The sequence below is a fragment of the Pseudomonas sp. ChxA genome (assembly GCF_030263855.1).
Lineage (GTDB): Bacteria > Pseudomonadota > Gammaproteobacteria > Pseudomonadales > Pseudomonadaceae > Aquipseudomonas > Aquipseudomonas fluorescens_CB.
Genome location: NZ_JARPMK010000002.1, coordinates 838,486 through 855,844 on the forward strand (window position 1 = coordinate 838,486; position 17,359 = coordinate 855,844).

Here is a 17,359-nt window from a genome sequence, read left to right on the forward strand (position 1 = left end):
ACTGTTGAAAGTAAGGCTTCTTACCATGAGCGGTCAGCGATTCGCTACCAGATGTGCGCCGAACAGCAGGTAGCAACCACCGGCAAAGCGGTCGAGCCATTTGCGTGAACGCGCGTAAAGGTTGGCCATGCGCTCGCTGGAAAACACCAGGGCAACGCTCGAATACCAACTGAACGACAAGGTGGCCATGGTGATGACCGCCAGGGTCAACAAGGCCGGCGAAGGCGAAGGCGGCATGGTCGAGGCAAAGGCCGTGGCGACGAACAGCGCAGCCTTGGGGTTGGACAAGTTGCCCAACAACCCGAAGCGCCAGGCGGAAAACAATGAGCGCTGCGGTTCGTCGGGCAGCACGGCCTGGCCCACAGACGGAGCCGAGCGTTTGAACAACTTGAGCCCAAGGTAAATCAGGTAACAACCGCCGATGATCTTGAACGCCAGGTAGAGCATTGGCGCGGCGGTAAACAGCGACTTGATGCCCAAGCCGCCCGCCAAGCCCCAAATGATCGTGCCGCTGGCTACACCCGCCGACGCCACAACGCCATGGCGCCTGGAGCAACTGGCAGCCAACTGCGCGGTGTTGAAAAAGTTCGGCCCAGGCGTTACGACAGCGACCGTCCACAGCAGCGCCAGCGAGACCAACGGTGCCACATAGGCGGGGTTGAAAAAATCCATGGGGCAGCTCCGTCAGCGCAGTGCACGAACCCGGATCATAGGCCTCGGCTCACGCTTGCACAATCGTACAAGACCCCGGCAGACAACCGCTGCAGACTCGGTTAACGTGTTTCCACCTCTACATGTGACAAGTCATCATGGGCCAACCCACTTCCACCCTCGACTGGCTGCACCGCGCCCCGCACGCCAGCGGCCTGGACCGTATCGAGGCGTACTTTGCCGGCTTTGCGTTCGACCCGCATCGCCATGACACCTACGCCATTGGCCGCACCTTGTTTGGCGTGCAAAGCTACCACTACCGCGGCTGCATGACCCATAGCCTGCCGGGCCGGACCATGGTGATTCACCCCGATGAATCCCATGATGGCCGCGCCAGCAGCGTGGAGGGTTTCAAGTACCGGATGATTTATGTGGAGCCGGCGCTGATCCAACAGATCCTCGGCGGTCGGCCTTTACCGTTTATCCACAACGGCTTGTCGACTGACCCACGCCTGTTTCGCGCCAGCGAAGTGTTGCTGCAAAACCTCGACTGCCCGGTTGACCCGATGCAGGAACAGGACGCCCTGTTCGACCTGGCACACGCGCTGAACGCGGCGTCGGGCGCAATCATCAGCCGCAAGTCGTTCGATTATGTGGCTGCCGAGCGCGCTCGCGAGTTTATCCACAGCGCCCTGGGCCGCAGCATCACCCTGGATGAAATGGCCGACCACTGCGGGCGCGATCGCTGGGCGCTGTCGCGGGACTTTCGTCTGTTGTTCGGCACCAGCCCCTACCGCTACCTGACCATGCGGCGGCTGGATTTGGTGCGCAGCTTGCTGGCCCAAGGCCAATCGCTGGTGGACGCGGCCCTGACCGCAGGGTTCACCGACCAGAGCCATATGACCCGGCAATTTCGCAGCACCTACGGCATGCCGCCGTCGCGGTGGGTGAAGATGCTCGGGCGCTGATTGGCCCACCTGAAATGCGATTAAACCATTGAGAGCTGGTTTGCCTGCGATGGCCATAGGCATCTGCACAACTATTGGCGTCTGGGGTGAGGGAGTACATATCCGTTGCTGCGGTAACGGCTGCTATTGGTTCCGCTCTTACAGCGGGTCACTTTTGTAAAGACACAAAAGTAACCAAAAAGTCTTCGCCCCACCACTCGGCACCTCGCTTAGGCTCGGTGTGCCCTCACTCCGGCCAGCGTGGTTAACGGGGCGTCTCAGATCAAAATCAAGATCAAGATCTACAGCACGGCGGCCTGAAAGCCGACCTGAGTGGTTGAATCAAAAGCTAAAGCGGATTTGCATACACTGAAGAGCCGCTTTTCTGTGGGAGCTGGCTTGCCTGCGATGCAGACACCTCGGTACATCAGGCACACCGAGTTGATGCCATCGCAGGCAAGCCAGCTCCCACATTAGACCGAGCATGGCTTTGCTGTTGCTGTTGCTCTGGCCCTTACATCCTTTTCGATGACGAAGTCAGCGGTCTTTTGATCTGCGCTTTTGATCTTGATCTTGATCTGAAATCGCCCCGTCAAACACGATGGCCCCAAATCACTGGCGGATTGCGGGCATGCCGAGCCTAAGCGAGGCACCGAGTGTTGGGGCGAAGACCTTTTGGTTACTTTTGGCTGGGCCGGCATTCCGGTCTTTCCAAAAGTGACCCGCTGTAAGAGCGGAACCCTAAGCCGCCGTTACTGCAGCAACGGATATGTACCCCACCAAACGACCGCCATCGCAGGCAAGCCAGCTCCCACATTTGACCTATGTGGTTGTTAAAATCACGCTCGGCGCGGGCGCTTTGAGGCGCAGCGCCAACACGCCGCCTATCAAGGCAATCGCCGCACTCCACCACAACGCCAGCTCGATCCCACCACTATTGGCCACGGACACCAGCACCGCCAGCCCCAACGCCCCACCAATCTGCTGGCTGGTCGAGGCCATGCCCGCCGCCACGCCCTGCTCGCCTGGCCGGATACCCAAGCCCGCCGCCACCCACATCGCGGTCCAAGTCATGCCTTGGCCGATGCTCAAAATAAAAATCCCCGGCAACAACGACCAGAACCCCACCCCCGTCGGCAACGCCCAGCACACCAGCGCAATGCCCACCGCTCCCGCCAATTGCCCGATGACCAAGGTGTTGCGCAACCCGAGCCTTGCCAGCGAGCGCTCCGCCAGCCAGATGCCGAACGTGCACACCAGGGTCGCCGGCAAAAACGCCAACCCTGCCTGCAACACGCTGTAGCCGTAGACCTGCTGGTAATACAGCGCCAGGAAGTAGTACTGCACGCCGAAGCTGCTCATAAATACTGCCGTCAGCACCATGGCCATGCGCAGTTCACGATAGGCAAACAGCCGCAGCGGCATCAGCGGGTCGCGGCCGCGCTGTTCGATCCAGACGAACACCCCGAGCAGCGCCACGGCCAAGACGATGCAACCCAACGTCGAGGGGGCGGCCCAACCCCATTCCGGGCCTTGCACCAGCGAGAACACCAGCAAGGTGCCGCCAACGGTCACGGTCAGTGCGCCTGCGAGATCAAACTTGCGCCCGCGCGCACGCTCGCCATCGGCCGGGATCCAATAGCGCGCCGCCCACGCACAGCCGCCGGCCAGCGGCACGTTCACCAGAAACACCGCTTCCCAGCCCCACGCCTGGGTCAATACGCCACCCAGCAACGCGCCGAGGGCCAACCCTGCTGCCGACGCCGCGCTCCACACCGCAAACGCGCGGTTGCGCGCCGGGCCTTCGGCATAGTGCGTATTGATCAGCGCCAATGTGGCCGGGAACAACAACGCCCCGCCCACGCCTTGCACCGCCCGCGCCAGCACCAGCAATACCGCGCTGCCGCCCAGCACTGCCGCCAGCGACGCCAGCGCATACAGAGACTGGCCAACTCGATACAAGCGGCGCTTGCCAAGCAGGTCCGTTGCCCGGCCACCCAGCAGCAAGAAACCGCCAAACGCCACGCTGTAGGCGCTGACGACCCACTGCAATTGCTGGGCGGAAAAATCCAAATGGGTGCCGATCTGTGGCAAGGCCACGAACACGATGGTGGCATCCAGGGCGATGATCAGTTGCGCAGTGGCCAGCAACACCAGCATCCAGCCAGAGGGTTGAGCGGAAGACATCACAGCGTCCTGTCCAAGATAAGAGGCTGCCAGTGTCTTTTATGCGCAGCAGATGATAAATAGCGCTATTAATCTTTCAGTAATGACTTTAATCATGGATCTGAACGCTGTTCGCCTGCTGGCCCGTGTGGCCGAAACTCGCAGCTTCACGCGTGCTGCGGGCGACTTGGGGCTCACCCAATCCGGGCTGTCGCGCGCCATCTCGCGGCTGGAAAGCGAGCTGGGCGTGCGCCTGCTGCAACGCAACACCCGCAGCGTCAGCCTCACACCCGACGGGCAAATGTTGTACGAACGCTGCGCGCCGTTACTGGCGGAATTGGCCGAAACCGAAAAGTTGATGCTCGACCGGCGCAGCAGTCCATCCGGCCTGTTGAAGATCAGCACGCCGTCGCTGTTCGGGCGCAAAGTGGTGATGCCGGTGATCGGCGAGCTGACCTTGCGTTACCCCGAGCTGCGCATTGAAGCGGTGATGACCGACCGCCTGGTGGATATTGTCGACGAAGGTTTTGATGCATTGTTGCGCACCGGCGAAATCCAGGACCAGCGCCTGATCGCCCGCGCACTACTGCCGTTGCGCTGGGTTACGGTCGCCGCGCCCAGTTACCTTGCACGTTTCGGCACCCCGCACAGCATTGAGGATCTTAAGGATCACAACTGCATTACCGTACGCAATCTGCGCAACGGCCGCCTGGTCGACTGGCAATTCATGTGCGACGGCAAGGTGCAGGACGCAGACGTCGAAGGTCGGTTGATCTTTGATATCGGTGACGCGATGGTGGACGCCGCGCTGGGCGGCTTCGGCATCGCCCAAGTGATGGATTTTGCCGTGCGTGATGACCTCGCTGCCGGGCGGCTGGTGCCCATACTGCAAGCGTTTGCCGGGCGCAGTCGGGCGATCTCGTTGGTCTACCCACCGTCCCGGCAATACTCGCCGAAGCTCATGGCGTTTGCCGAAGCCTTGGCAAACGCGCGCTGGTAAGGCCTACAACTGGCGCCCGACAACCGGCGCGCCGATGCTAAGGAAATTCCCGCCGGCGATATGGTGCAAGGTGCGCAATTCGTCCTGCCCTTCGAAGTGCCAATGCCCCTCGCTGAACACACGCTCATCGGCATAGGCGGCGACCACTTCGCCGAGGAACAGGTCGTAGGTCTGTTGGTTGTGCGGCTCGGGCAGCAAACGGCACTCCAGCCAGGCCACGCAGCCTTCCAGCAGCGGCGCCTGGGTGTGCTCGCCACTGAAGGTGTGCAGGCCGTAGGCGGCGAACTTGTCCGTTTCCGAACCGGTGGTATTGCCGACTGTCTGCACCAGATCGGCCTGCGCCACACAGGGTACTTGCAACACAAACGTGCCGGCGCCTTCCAGCAGTTGGCGGGTCCAGGTGGACTTGTCCAACACCACGGCGACCTTCGGCGGTTCAAAATCCAGCGGCATGGCCCAGGCAGCCGCCATGATATTGCGTTTGCCGTCGTGGGCGGCACTCACCAGCACGGTCGGCCCATGGTTGAGCAAACGGTAGGCCTTGGACAGCGGAACGGGACGACGGTGGGTCGGGCTCATGGAGGGTCGGCTCTTCAAGCAAGAAAAAACCTACGATACCTCAAGCACAAGCCCTGCGGGTCAGCTCGACAGCTGATTGGCAAACTGCCCCACCGCACTGACGACTTTTTGCGCGCCGTCCTGGATTTCCACGATCACCGTGCCCGCCTCGGCCGCCAGGGCCAAGCCTTGCTCGGCTTGCAGGCGGCCGTCGTTCATCAAGGTCACCGCATCGCGGGCCATGTCCTGGTTCTGGCGCACCACACCGACGATTTCTTCGGTGGCTTTGCTGGTACGTGACGCCAGCTGACGCACCTCATCGGCCACCACCGCAAAACCACGGCCCTGCTCACCGGCACGCGCCGCCTCGATGGCTGCGTTGAGCGCCAGCAGGTTAGTCTGCTCGGCGATACCGCTGATGGTCTTGACGATGGTGCCGATCACTTGGGACTGGGCATTCAGCGCCTCGATGCCATCACCGGCCTGTTGCATATGCTTGGCCAGGTCACGCATCACATCCACCGCCTGGGTCACCACGGTAGTGCCGCGCTGGGCACTGTTGTCGGTTTGCAACGAGGTGCTGTAGGCAATGTTGGCAGCCTCGGCCACGGCTTGCTCCTGATTGACCTGATCGGTAATCACCGTGGCGAACTTGACCACTTTGTACAGTCGGTCATTGGCGTCCAGTACCGGGTTGTACGTGGCTTCCAGCCAAACCGTGCGGCCATGGCTGTCGACCCGTTTGAAGCGTGCCGCAACAAATTCACCGGCGTTCAGGCGCTTCCAGAACTGTTGGTATTCGGTGCTGTTGTACTCTTGCGGTTCGCAGAACATGCGGTGATGCTTGCCCTGGATCTGCGCCAGGCTGTAACCCATGCCGCCGAGAAAGCGATCATTGGCCGTGAGTACATGCCCGTCGAGGTCGAATTCGATCACCGCCGTGGAACGCACCAGCGCGGTAATCAGGTTTTCATGCTCGCGCGACGCCTCGATGGTGCGGGTGAGGTCGCTTGAGTAAATCGAAAAATGCTTGATGCGCCCCTCAGCGTTGCGCACCGGCTGCACGATCGAGCGCAGCCACGCTTCCTTGCCGTTGCCACGCATCAGGCGCACGGCACCGGCGAAGTGTTCGCCGCGCACCAGGGCATTTTTAAAGCGCAGCTGGAATTCGTCCTGGCGCACATGCGGCGGCACCAGCTCATCAATGTGACGCCCCACAATGTTGCCGGCCTGGTACACCAGTTCCTGCAGGAAGTTGGCATTGGCCCACTCCACCCGACCGTCGGCATCCAGCGTCAGGCACAGCATTTCACTTTCCAGGCTCTCCTTGACCTGTTGCAAGCTCGACAATTCTTCGCGAAGAGCAGACAGCTCTTGCTTCAGGCGGGTATTGAACATGGGGCACCGATGGGCATTTGGGGAGGTGGATCTGACCTGCATCGGCGCTGCCGGCGTTTTCTGAAGCGCTTTTTTCGCCGCAGCCAACTGTTTTTTTGGATCCATTAACCGCCGTTGTTTCGACACACGCCCATCACTTGATATTCAAGGGTATTGAGCTTGCCGGTGGAGTCTTCATAGGTCATGCGTGAAGGCACCGCTTCGCAAGAGCGGATCGGCGGCGTCACGTTCACCACCTTCTCAATGTCCAACTTCATGCCATAGCGGTAGGCCTGCACCTCGGGCGCGGGCTTGCCCTTCTTTTCGGCGTAAGCAGCCATGGCTTTTTCATTGCGCTCCATCATCAGGGCAAAAGTGCGGTCCCCGCCGCCTTCGGCCAACGCACCAAAAGACAAGGCCGCAACCAACACACCCAGGGCAACTTTATAAGCTTTCATCATTAGTTCCTCGTTTGAAAAGTTCAGTGACGAGATTAATCAAGCAACCCTGACGCAATGTTCACCAAAACATTACTTATTTGTTAGGTGGCGGTGAGTTTCCAGAATTGTAATGTTCACGCCATGAGTTCGTTATCCACGGTTTGCAACTATCAGCCCGGGCCAGATCAATAAGAACGCCCGCCTCTATAAGAAGCCGAAAACTGCCACTACCCAGGAGCGAAACATGCATATTGCTTACTACACCCTTCCCTTTTCCTTATTGGCCGCGTTGCCCCTGGCGGCCGCGGCCGCAGAGGACAAGCCCGAAGGTTTCATCGAGGGCAGCAGCGTCAACGTGCTGGCGCGCAATTTTTACTTCAACCGCGACGACCGCAAGGGCCAGTCCAGCCCCACAGGCAATGGTTACTCAGAAGCCTGGGCGCAAGGCTTGATCGGCAAATTCGAGTCGGGCTTTACCCAAGGCACCGTAGGGTTTGGCCTGGATGCGTTTGCCATGTACGGCCTCAAACTCGACTCGGGCACCGGTCGCAGCGGCGGCAAGGGTTCGTTCGGCGTATTGCCAGTAGACAGCGACAACCACCCCGAAAGCGGTTACAGCAAATTCGGCGGCGCGGCGAAACTGCGGGTGCTGGATACGGTAATCAAAGCCGGCGACGTGTTCCCCGCCACACCGGTGGTGGCCGCTGGCGATTCGCGCTTGTTGCCGGAAAGCTTTCGCGGCGTCACCGCGCAGAACACCAGCCTTGAGGGCCTGAGCCTGCAAGGCGGGCGCTTGAGCGGCATGAGCCAGCCGAGTGAAAGCGGCATGAACAAAGGCTTTGCGACCTTCTATGCGGGCAAAGTCGACTCGCCCTGGATCGGCTATTTCGGTGGCGACTACACCGTCAACAAACACCTGAGCGTCAGCCTGTACAGCAGCCGTTTAAAAGACGCCTGGGACCAGTACTACGTCGGCACCAACGCCAGTTACCCGCTGAGCGAAGACGTGTCCTTGTTTGGCGACGTCAACTATTACAAGGCCGTGGACGAAGGCAAAAAACTGCTCGGCGAATTCAATAACAACATCTGGAGTGCCAGGCTTGGGGTCAAGGTCGGCGCCCACAGCCTGGCGCTTTCGCACCAGCGCAACAACGGCAATGACGACTTCGATTACCTGCGCCAGTCGGACTCGATCTTCCTCAACAACTCGATCCAGTACAGCGATTTCAACTCGCCCAAGGAGCGCTCATGGATGGCCCGCTACGACCTGGACATGCAGGCTTTCGGCATTCCCGGCCTGTCATTCATGACCCGCTACGCCAAAGGCACCGGCGCCGACTACAGCAATGCCAACGCGGTGTACATGCGCCGCGATGCGGCGGGTAACCCGCTGACCGATCAACGCCGATGGGAACGGGATATCGAGGCCAAGTACGTGGTGCAAAGTGGCAGCCTCAAGGATTTGTCCTTGCGTTTACGCCAGGCCACGGTGCGCTCCAGTGCGTTCGAGTCAGACTTGGAGGAAGTTCGCTTGATCGCCGAATACCCACTGGTTGCACTGTGAGTCATTACATTCGCTTGCCGTTAACTAACATCTGTTCACAAATAGCCAGTTATCAAAACTGTAATATTGAGCTCAGCTTCTCGTTAAGTTGAACTTCCTATACTCGCATCAACTTATTTGCACCGAGCAACATTCGTCTCTAGAAGCTTTTTTGTAGCTCCTTTGGAAAGAGATGAATTTTTAACGCCCCTCGGGGCGTTTTTTTTTGCAGGCAGGTTTAACAGCGACCAATGGTCGCAGTTGACCCTGAAGCTACTTCACGGTTCAGACTTTTCCTACTCCCAAAACAACTGATTCCATAAGGAAATGGAGCCCTTCTCCCTCAGTAAAAGGTAAATCCCCATGCGTATCCTTGTGGTTGAGGACGAGCAAAAAACCGCCGACTACCTGCAACAGGGCCTGAATGAAAGCGGCTATGTGGTGGACTGCGCGTCCAATGGCATCGACGGCCTGCACCTGGCCGGGCAGCACGCCTATGAATTGGTGATTCTCGACGTCAACCTGCCGGGCAAGGATGGCTGGGAAGTACTGGAGCAATTGCGCCGCAATGGCACGCAACGGGTGATGATGTTGACTGCCCGTGGCCGCCTGGCCGACAAGATCAAGGGCCTGGACATGGGCGCCGATGATTACCTGGTCAAACCCTTCGAGTTTCCCGAGCTGCTGGCGCGGGTGCGTACCCTGTTGCGGCGCAGCGAACATATCCCGCAGCCGGACGTGTTCCGCGTATTGGACCTGGAACTGGACCCGCGCCGCCATCGCGCCTATCGCGGCACCCGGCGCATCGACCTGACCACCAAGGAATTCGCGCTGCTGCAGGTGCTGATGCGCCAGACCGGCGAAGTACTGACCCGCACGCAGATTATTTCGCTGGTGTGGGACATGAATTTCGACTGCGACACCAATGTGGTGGAAGTCTCCATCAGCCGCCTGCGGGCCAAGGTCGATGACCAGAGCGAGGTCAAGCTGATCCACACCATTCGCGGCGTGGGTTATGTGCTGGAGGCACGCGGATGAGAACCGGCAGTTTGTCGATGCGCCTCGGCTTGACGGTCAGCCTGATGGGCGCAGGCCTGGTGCTGTTGCTGGCGACCCTGGCGTACGTGGCGCTGACCCACGAATTGGAAAAGTTGGCGCGCAAGAACCTGGAAAGCAAGATGGAGCAGATCCAGCACAGCCTGGCCCAAGGCCTGGATGCCAACCGCATCCGCGCTCGCCCGCACTCATTGATGGACCTGGTGATCGGCCACGACAATTTCTACCTGACCATCGTCGGCACCGCACCGGATGAAAGCGTCCTGCTGAGCATCGGCGCCAAGCCTCAAGAGCCTTTGTTGACGGACTTCACGCCCAAGGAAACCCTCGGCTACCTCAATTGGGCCGACAGCAATGGCAACCAGGTGCTCAGCGCCTCCAGCCTGATGCGCCTGGCCAATGGCGAAAGGGTGCGCGTGTTGCTGTCGCTGGACCGCATGGACGACCAGGCGTTGCTCAGTGCCTACCTGCGCGCCACCTTGATTGCCTTGCCGATGCTGCTGATCCTGATTGGCATGGGTGCCTGGTGGTTGGTGCAACGCGGGCTCGCGCCGTTGAAGCAGTTCAGCCATGTGGCGGCCAAAGTCACCACCCAGGACCTGACTCACCGTTTATCCGTCGACAACCTGCCCCATGAGCTGGGCGAATTGGCCCATGGCTTCAACGTGATGCTCGACCGTCTGGACGCGGGGGTGCAACAGCTGTCGCAGTTTTCCGATGACCTTGCCCACGAAATGCGCGCGCCACTGACCAACCTGATGGGCAAGGCCCAGGTGACGCTGTCCCGCCAGCGGCCACCGGAGGAGTACAAGGCGGTGCTGGAATCCAACACCGAAGAGCTTGAGCGCCTGGCGCGCATCGTCTCCGACATGCTGTTTCTCGCCCAGGTCAGCCATCCGGCAGCGCGAGGCTCATTTACCCAAGTATCGCTGGCGGACGAAGCCCATCGCGTGATGGATTTGTTTGCCCTGAGTGCCGAAGACAAACAACTGACCCTGACCCTCAGCGGCGATGCCCAGGTGCAGGGCGACCGCCTGATGATTCAACGTGCGCTGTCCAACCTGCTGTCCAACGCCATCCGCCACAGCCCGGCGGCCTCGCATATTTCGCTGCTGGTGGAGGCCTATGGCAATCAGGTTGCGCTGTCGGTCAGCAACCCCGGCCCAGGGATCGAAGCGCAGCACCTGCCGCACCTGTTCGAACGTTTCTACCGCGTCGACAGCAGCCGCGCCCGCACCGAAGGCGGCACCGGGCTGGGCCTGGCCATCGTGCAATCCATCATGGCCCTGCACCAGGGGCAGACTGACGTGCGCAGCCTGCCCGGTGGCTTTACCTTGTTTCGCCTGGTGTTTCCTCGGGTACTGCCTGAATAGGGAATGCGAACTTCAAACCAAAGCCGATCCCCTGTGGGAGCTGTCGAGCTTTAGCGAGGCTGCGAAAGCGGTGGGTCAGGCAACTTATATATCGCCTGTGCCGCCGCCTTCGCAGCCTCGCTGGGGCTCGACAGCTCCCACATTTGAGTTTTGTCGCTGGCAAAATCTGCGTTCGACGCGATGGCCCTGCTGACCAAGACCTAACCAACAAAGCCGATCCCCTGTGGGAGCTGTCGAGCTTTAGCGAGGCTGCGAAAGCGGTGGGTCAGGCACCTTATATCTCGCCTGTGCCGCCGCCTTCGCAGCCTCGCCGGGGCTCGACAGCTCCCACATTTGAGCTTTGTCGCTGGCAAAATCTGCGTTCGACGCGATGGCCCTGCTGACCGAGACCCAAGCAACAAAGCCGATCCCCTGTGGGAGCTGTCGAGCTTTAGCGAGGCTGCGAAAGCGGTGGGTCAGGCACCTTATATCTCGCCTGTGCCGCCGCCTTCGCAGCCTCGCCGGGGCTCGACAGCTCCCACATTTGAGCTTTGTCGCTGGCAAAATCTGCGTTCGACGCGATGGCCCTGCTGACCAAGACCTAACCAACAAAGCCGATCCCCTGTGGGAGCTTTGGTGATTTCAGTATCAAGCCCGCTCAGCTCATGCGCGTCATTCTTCCTTGCGATGCGCCCACTGGTACAGCGCCGGCAGCACCAGCAAGGTCAGCAACGTAGAGGAAATAATCCCGCCGATCACCACCGTTGCCAGCGGCCGCTGCACTTCGGCGCCGGTGCCGGTGGCGAGCGCCATGGGGATAAACCCAAGTGACGCTACCAGCGCCGTCATCAACACCGGGCGCAAGCGTGTCAGCGCGCCTTCGTTGACCGCCAACGCTAACGAGCGCCCTTCTTCACGCAGGTTGCGGATAAAGGCAATCATCACCAAGCCGTTCAGCACCGCCACACCGGACAGCGCGATAAAGCCCACGCCCGCCGAGATTGATAGCGGAATATCGCGCAACCACAGCGCCATGATTCCACCAGTCAAGGCGAACGGGATTCCGGTAAACACCAACAAGCCATCCTTGAGGTTGTTGAACATCATAAAAAGCAACCCGAACACCAGCAGCAACGCCACCGGCACTACGATGCGCAAACGCTCGGAGGCTTCCTTCAACTGTTCGAACTGGCCACCCCAGGTGGTCCAGTAACCGGCAGGCACCTTCACCTGGGTACTGATGGCCGTCTCGGCCTCTTCGACAAACGAGCCGATATCACGCCCACGCACGTTGGCGCTGACGATCACCAGACGCTTGCCATTCTCGCGGCTGATCTGGTTCGGGCCGAGCACCAGGTCCAGGCTCGCCACTTGGGACAAGGCAATAAAGCCCAACTGCCCCGCCGCACTGCCGGCCAACGCAGGCACCGGAATCAACAACCGCGACAAGCCTTCGATATCGGTGCGCAACGCATCGGACAACCGCACCACCATGTCGAAACGCCGGTCGCCTTCGTACAACGTACCGGCCTGGCGCCCACCCACGGCCACGGCAATTGTTTCCTGCACATCACCCACGTTCAGGCCAAAACGTGCGGCCTTGTCACGGTCGATATTGATCGTCAGCACCGGCAGACCAGAGGTCTGTTCCACCTTCACCTCCGAGGCGCCATCAAGCTTTTGCAGGGTCTCGGCGATTTCCCCGGCGGTCTTGTTGAGCACCGCCATGTCATCGCCAAACACCTTCACCGCCACATCACTGCGCACTCCGGAAATCAGCTCGTTAAACCGCAGCTGGATCGGTTGCGACAGTTCATACGCACTGCCCGGCACAATCGCACTGGCGCGTTGGATATCGGCGATCAGCGCTTCGCGAGACTTCTTCGGATCCGGCCATTGGTCCTTCGGTTTAAGCATCACATAGCTGTCGGAAATGTTCGGCGGCATCGGGTCGGAAGCGATTTCGGCCGTGCCAGTACGCGCAAATACGCGCTCGATTTCCGGCACTTTGGCGATCAGTATTTTTTCCAGCTGCTGCTGCATCTGTACCGATTGCGACAGGCTGGTACCGGGTACGCGCAAAGCCTGCTGGGCGAAGTCGCCTTCACTGAGGCTGGGGATAAATTCACTGCCCATGCGACTGGCCACCGCGCCAGAGGCGACGATGGTCAGTACCGCCAAACCGAACACCAAAGAGCGGCGCGTCATGACCCAATCCAGCACCGGCGCATAGACCCGACGTGCAGTGCGCATCACCAGGTTTTCTTCTTCCTTGACCTTGCCGGTCACGAACAGCGCAATCGCGGCAGGCACGAACGTGACCGATAAAATCATCGCGCCCAGCAACGCAATCACTACGGTGAAGGCCATGGGATGGAACATCTTCCCGGCCACGCCAGTCAGGGCGAAGATCGGCAGGTAAACCACCATGATGATCAGTTGCCCGAAGATCAGCGCCCGCCGTGCTTCCTTGGCCGCCGCGAACACTTCATGCAGGCGCTCGCTGCGCGTCAATAACCGCCCATGTCGCTGCTGCGCATGGGCCAGACGGCGGATCGCGTTTTCGACGATCACCACCGCGCCGTCGACGATAATGCCGAAGTCCAACGCGCCGAGGCTCATCAGGTTGGCGCTGACCTTGTTGGTGAACATGCCGGTAAAGGTGAACAACATTGCCAGCGGGATCACCATCGCCGTGATCAACGCAGCGCGGATATTGCCCAGGAACAGAAACAATACCGCGACCACCAGCAGCGCGCCTTCGAAGAGGTTTTTCTTCACGGTGGCGATGGCTTTTTCCACCAGGTTGGTACGGTCGTAGACCGTCACGGCGACCACACCGGCGGGCAGCGAGCGATTGATTTCCTCGAGTTTCTTCGCCACCGCCTGGGACACGGTGCGGCTGTTTTCGCCGATCAACATGAACACCGTGCCCAGCACCACTTCACGCCCGTTTTCAGTGGCCGCGCCTGTACGCAACTCACGGCCGATTTCCACCTGCGCCACATTACGCACGCGGATCGGCGTGCCGTCCGAGGTCGTGATCACAATGTTGGCAATATCCTCAATCGACGCCACCTGCCCCGGCGCACGGATCAGCAATTGCTCGCCACTGCGCTCGATGTAACCGGCGCCGACGTTGGCATTGTTGCGCTCCAGCGCCGTGACCAGGTCACCCAGCGTCAGGTTGTAGGCCGCCAGGCGCTTGGGGTCCGGGGCTATCTGGTATTCCTTGGCGAAGCCACCAATGGTGTTGATCTCGGCCACGCCCGGCACATTGCGCAGTTGCGGCTTGATGATCCAGTCCTGGATCACGCGCAGGTCGGTCGGCGTGTAGGGCGTGCCGTCGTCCTTGCGCGCGCCGTCTTCGGCCTCGACGGTCCACAGGAAAATTTCGCCAAGGCCGGTGGATATCGGCCCCATCGCTGTTTCGATACCCAACGGCAATTGCCCGCGTGCCACTTGCAGGCGCTCGTTGACCAATTGGCGGGCGAAGAACAGGTCGGTGCCGTCTTTGAAAATCACCGTCACCTGGGACAACCCCGAACGCGACAGCGAACGCGTCTGCTGCAAACCCGGCAACCCGGCCATGGCGGTTTCAATCGGAAAGGTAATGCGTTGCTCGGTCTCCAGCGGCGAAAAACCGGCCGCCGCCGAGTTGATCTGCACTTGCACGTTGGTGATGTCAGGCACCGCGTCGATGGGCAACTTCTGATAGCTGGCGATGCCGACACCGGCCATCAACAGCACCGCCAGCAGCACAATGATGCGCTGCTCGATGGCGAATTGGATAAGGCGCTCAAACATGGGGAATCACTCGCAGGATCAATGGGCGTGCTCGGCCGAGCCTTTACCCAGTTCGGACTTGAGGATGAAGCTGCCGACGGTGGCCACCTGCGCTCCGGCCTCAAGGCCCTGACGCACTTCGACGTAGCCGTTTTCGCTCACGCCGAGTTCGAGGTGACGGGTGATAAAACCCTGCGCAGTGCGCACGAACACCGAGGGTTTGTCCTCGACGGTCTGGATCGCGGTTTGCGGTACGGTGACCTTGGCCTGGTAGGTGTCGGTGGCCAATTGCACTGTCACAAACAGGCCCGGGCGCCAGGCATCGTCGGGGTTGGGCACGGTCACGCGCACGGTGGCGGTACGTGTCTGTTCGCCAAGCAAATTGCCCACGTAGGCCACGGTGCCCTGCACCTCGGTGCCCATTTCCGTGGAGATGACCTTCACCGGTTTGCCGACCCGCACCTTGTTCAAATCCTTGGGGAACACGCCGAAGGTGACCCACACCTGGGACAGGTCCGAGAGCGTGAAGGCGTTGCTGGTCTCGCTGACCACCTCGCCGACGCCAAGGTGTTTTTCCACCACCACGCCGGCAAACGGCGCTCGCAGTTCATAACGATTGCCACCGACCAGGACCGCGCTGCCGCTGAGGGCGGTCATCTTCTGGCGCGCATTGTTCAGGGCGATTTCGGCCTCTTGCAAGGTCTGGCGTGCGAGCAGGTAATCCTGTTCGGCGGAGATTTCGTCCTTCCACAATTGGCGTTCACGCTGGAAGGTGGTGCGCGCCAACTCGACCCGGCGCTCACTGGCCGCCAGCTCGCTGCGCTGGTCGGAAATCTGCTGGCTGGAGATGACCGCCAACAGCTCGCCTTTCTTCACCGACTGGCCAAGGTTGACCTTCACCGCCTCCACCACACCGGCCGCACGCGGGACGATGTGCGAGGTACGGTCCTCGTCGAAACGCACCTCCCCCGGCAGCGTCAGCACCGTGCTGATCGAGCGCGGTTGCGCCTGGGCGAGTTGGATACCGGCGGCCTGGATCTGCTGTTCAGTGAGTTCAAGCGCGCCTTCTTCTTCATCGGCGACGGCAAAGCCAGACAGCATCAGGCCCAGGGCGACGGCGAGCGCCACGCCATGTTTATGTTTCATAGAGGACTCCAGAAAAAATCAAAACCGGGCGAGGTCGCCGTAAATCCGTTCGATACGCACCCAGGCATCGGTGGCCTGGGCGGTCGCCATGAGGTATTGGGTGCGTGCGGCGATCAAGGTGCGCTGGGCGTCGAGCACGTCGAGGAAATTGAACTTGCCCATCTCGAAGCCACGGGTGGCGCTGTCCACTGCGCTTTGGGCGGCGGGCAGGATCTGTTGGTTAAACGCACTGACTTCGGTATTGGCGGTTTGCCACAGGTCCAGGGCCTGGCGGGTCTCGGTGCGCAAGCGCAGTTCGGCGGCGTTACGCAGGTCGCGGGCCTGGTCGGCGCGTCGGCTGGCGGCAAGCACATTGCCCTGGTTACGGTTGAACAACGGGATCGGCATGGACACGCCCACCACGTTCACACGTTCACGCACGCTGGCGTCGTACTGGCTGCCGATCGACACGTCGAGGTCGGGAATTCGCTGGGCTTTTTCCAGGCCCACGCTGGCCTCGTTTTGCTGAATTTGCAGTTCAGCCAGGCGTAACTCGGTGGTTTGCTCAAGGCGCGCCAGCAATTGTGCCGAGGGCGGCAACGGTGGTGCGGATTGGCTTTGCGTGGCGACCGCCTGGAAGTCAGGGGTGGCGCTGCCGGTGCTGGCGGCGAGGCGGCGGTAGGCATCCGTGAGGCCGATCTGCGCGCGGTTCAGTTCAAGGCGGATCTCCGACAACTGCACCTGGGCGCGAGTGGCTTCTACCGGCGACGATTTGCCGGCTTTGACGCGGCCATTGGCGACCACCAGGCCGCGCTCGGCCAAGGCCATTGAGCGTTGCGCCAAGTCGAGGCGCTCCTGTGCACGCAACGCACCGTAATAACTGTCGATGACATCCGCGCGCAGGCCGTTGCGCCGCTGCTCCAGGGTCAACGCGGCAGCGTCTTGGGCGCGCGCGGCCACATCAATGCGCGCACCGCGTTTACCGCCCAGCTCCAGGGTCTGGCTGAGTTTGATGGTGGTCGTGCGCGAGTTGCGGCGGGTGTCTTCGGCATCCCAGGAAGCTACTGGGTTGGGAATCAAACCCGCTTGCTGGCGGCCGCCTTGGGCGATGTCGATTTCCCATTGCGCGGCGGCCAGGTCGGGATTGTTGGCGAAGGCGGTTTGCAAGGCTGAATCGAGCGTCAGGGTTTGCGCCTGGGCAGCGTTTGCGGCCACCCACAACGCTGCTGCCGCCAAAAGTGTTCTAAAAGAAAGTGCCATAACGAGAGTTCCACGCCCAATGAAATCGCTGAGGTTTCCCAGCGGGGGCAATGTAGCTTTCGCGACTTATCAGAGCGGTGGAGCGAAGATTACAAATC

The 17,359-nt window shown here is 60.7% G+C and carries 13 protein-coding genes and 1 pseudogene; 5 read left to right on the forward strand and 9 right to left on the reverse strand.

The window, feature by feature from the left end; genetic code table 11:
* Positions 1–33: 33 nt before the first annotated feature.
* Positions 34–672, reverse strand: a complete 639-nt coding sequence (locus P5706_RS29645) for a LysE family translocator (protein WP_138816965.1) — start codon at positions 670–672, stop codon at positions 34–36.
* 137 nt (positions 673–809) lie between these two features.
* Here P5706_RS29645 and P5706_RS29650 point away from each other — a divergent pair, with 137 nt between their 5' ends.
* A complete protein-coding gene (locus tag P5706_RS29650; protein ID WP_017137672.1) occupies positions 810–1,619 on the forward strand; it encodes an AraC family transcriptional regulator in 810 nt (269 codons plus the stop codon).
* Positions 1,620–2,420: 801 nt separating this feature from the next.
* On the opposite strand, the gene P5706_RS29655 is transcribed toward P5706_RS29650, so the two are convergent.
* On the reverse strand, positions 2,421–3,758 hold the full coding sequence (locus P5706_RS29655; RefSeq protein WP_455930066.1) for an MFS transporter: 1,338 nt from the start codon (positions 3,756–3,758) through the stop codon (positions 2,421–2,423).
* Positions 3,759–3,879: 121 nt separating this feature from the next.
* Between P5706_RS29655 and P5706_RS29660 the strand changes: the two genes are divergently transcribed.
* The gene (locus tag P5706_RS29660) at positions 3,880–4,764 is read left to right on the forward strand and encodes a LysR family transcriptional regulator (protein WP_285683782.1); all 885 of its coding nucleotides are present in this window, start codon (positions 3,880–3,882) and stop codon (positions 4,762–4,764) included.
* Positions 4,765–4,767: 3 nt separating this feature from the next.
* On the opposite strand, the gene P5706_RS29665 is transcribed toward P5706_RS29660, so the two are convergent.
* From P5706_RS29665 to P5706_RS29675, 4 genes and pseudogenes are all read right to left on the reverse strand, one after another.
* Complete coding sequence (locus P5706_RS29665) at positions 4,768–5,343, reverse strand: flavin reductase family protein (protein ID WP_285683784.1); 576 nt, start codon at positions 5,341–5,343, stop codon at positions 4,768–4,770.
* A 60-nt stretch (positions 5,344–5,403) separates the two neighbouring features.
* A complete protein-coding gene (locus P5706_RS37315; protein ID WP_370589429.1) occupies positions 5,404–5,835 on the reverse strand; it encodes a methyl-accepting chemotaxis protein in 432 nt (143 codons plus the stop codon).
* A gap of 156 nt (positions 5,836–5,991) precedes the next feature.
* Positions 5,992–6,825 (reverse strand): annotated as a pseudogene (locus tag P5706_RS37320) (PAS domain-containing protein); the annotation flags it as partial.
* Positions 6,825–7,157, reverse strand: coding sequence for a DUF2790 domain-containing protein (locus P5706_RS29675; RefSeq protein ID WP_285683787.1), 333 nt, complete (start codon positions 7,155–7,157; stop codon positions 6,825–6,827). The pseudogene P5706_RS37320 and the gene P5706_RS29675, both read right to left, overlap by 1 nt.
* Before the next feature lie 226 nt (positions 7,158–7,383).
* Between P5706_RS29675 and P5706_RS29680 the strand changes: the two genes are divergently transcribed.
* The 3 genes from P5706_RS29680 (at position 7,384) to P5706_RS29690 (ending at position 11,111) form a co-directional block, all read left to right on the forward strand.
* Complete coding sequence (locus tag P5706_RS29680; protein WP_285683789.1) at positions 7,384–8,703, forward strand: OprD family porin; 1,320 nt, start codon at positions 7,384–7,386, stop codon at positions 8,701–8,703.
* A gap of 342 nt (positions 8,704–9,045) precedes the next feature.
* On the forward strand, positions 9,046–9,720 hold the full coding sequence (locus P5706_RS29685) for a heavy metal response regulator transcription factor (RefSeq protein WP_017137677.1): 675 nt from the start codon (positions 9,046–9,048) through the stop codon (positions 9,718–9,720).
* The gene (locus P5706_RS29690; RefSeq protein WP_285683792.1) at positions 9,717–11,111 is read left to right on the forward strand and encodes a heavy metal sensor histidine kinase; all 1,395 of its coding nucleotides are present in this window, start codon (positions 9,717–9,719) and stop codon (positions 11,109–11,111) included. Before P5706_RS29685 ends, P5706_RS29690 begins: the two co-directional genes overlap by 4 nt.
* A 651-nt stretch (positions 11,112–11,762) precedes the next feature.
* Here the strand turns inward: P5706_RS29690 and P5706_RS29695 are convergent.
* The 3 genes from P5706_RS29695 to P5706_RS29705 are packed head-to-tail and all read right to left on the reverse strand — an operon-like array spanning position 11,763 to position 17,261.
* Entirely contained in the window at positions 11,763–14,897 is a 3,135-nt protein-coding gene (locus P5706_RS29695; protein ID WP_285683794.1) for a CusA/CzcA family heavy metal efflux RND transporter, read from the reverse strand.
* Between the two features lie 18 nt (positions 14,898–14,915).
* Positions 14,916–16,022 carry an efflux RND transporter periplasmic adaptor subunit gene (locus P5706_RS29700; RefSeq protein WP_285683796.1) on the reverse strand — a complete coding sequence of 369 codons (1,107 nt, stop codon included), beginning with the start codon at positions 16,020–16,022 and terminating at the stop codon, positions 14,916–14,918.
* Between the two features lie 18 nt (positions 16,023–16,040).
* Complete coding sequence (locus P5706_RS29705) at positions 16,041–17,261, reverse strand: TolC family protein (RefSeq protein WP_285683798.1); 1,221 nt, start codon at positions 17,259–17,261, stop codon at positions 16,041–16,043.
* Positions 17,262–17,359: the final 98 nt, after the last annotated feature.

Coding starts and splice junctions, on each gene's coding strand:
- P5706_RS29690 (WP_285683792.1), top strand. CDS start 9,717: ATGAGAACCGGCAGTTTGTCGATGCGCCTCGGCTTGACGGTCAGCCTG.
- P5706_RS37315 (WP_370589429.1), bottom strand. CDS start 5,835: ATGCGTGACCTGGCCAAGCATATGCAACAGGCCGGTGATGGCATCGAG.
- P5706_RS29655 (WP_455930066.1), bottom strand. CDS start 3,758: ATGCTGGTGTTGCTGGCCACTGCGCAACTGATCATCGCCCTGGATGCC.
- P5706_RS29675 (WP_285683787.1), bottom strand. CDS start 7,157: ATGAAAGCTTATAAAGTTGCCCTGGGTGTGTTGGTTGCGGCCTTGTCT.
- P5706_RS29680 (WP_285683789.1), top strand. CDS start 7,384: ATGCATATTGCTTACTACACCCTTCCCTTTTCCTTATTGGCCGCGTTG.
- P5706_RS29685 (WP_017137677.1), top strand. CDS start 9,046: ATGCGTATCCTTGTGGTTGAGGACGAGCAAAAAACCGCCGACTACCTG.
- P5706_RS29650 (WP_017137672.1), top strand. CDS start 810: ATGGGCCAACCCACTTCCACCCTCGACTGGCTGCACCGCGCCCCGCAC.
- P5706_RS29665 (WP_285683784.1), bottom strand. CDS start 5,343: ATGAGCCCGACCCACCGTCGTCCCGTTCCGCTGTCCAAGGCCTACCGT.
- P5706_RS29705 (WP_285683798.1), bottom strand. CDS start 17,261: ATGGCACTTTCTTTTAGAACACTTTTGGCGGCAGCAGCGTTGTGGGTG.
- P5706_RS29645 (WP_138816965.1), bottom strand. CDS start 672: ATGGATTTTTTCAACCCCGCCTATGTGGCACCGTTGGTCTCGCTGGCG.
- P5706_RS29660 (WP_285683782.1), top strand. CDS start 3,880: ATGGATCTGAACGCTGTTCGCCTGCTGGCCCGTGTGGCCGAAACTCGC.
- P5706_RS29695 (WP_285683794.1), bottom strand. CDS start 14,897: ATGTTTGAGCGCCTTATCCAATTCGCCATCGAGCAGCGCATCATTGTG.
- P5706_RS29700 (WP_285683796.1), bottom strand. CDS start 16,022: ATGAAACATAAACATGGCGTGGCGCTCGCCGTCGCCCTGGGCCTGATG.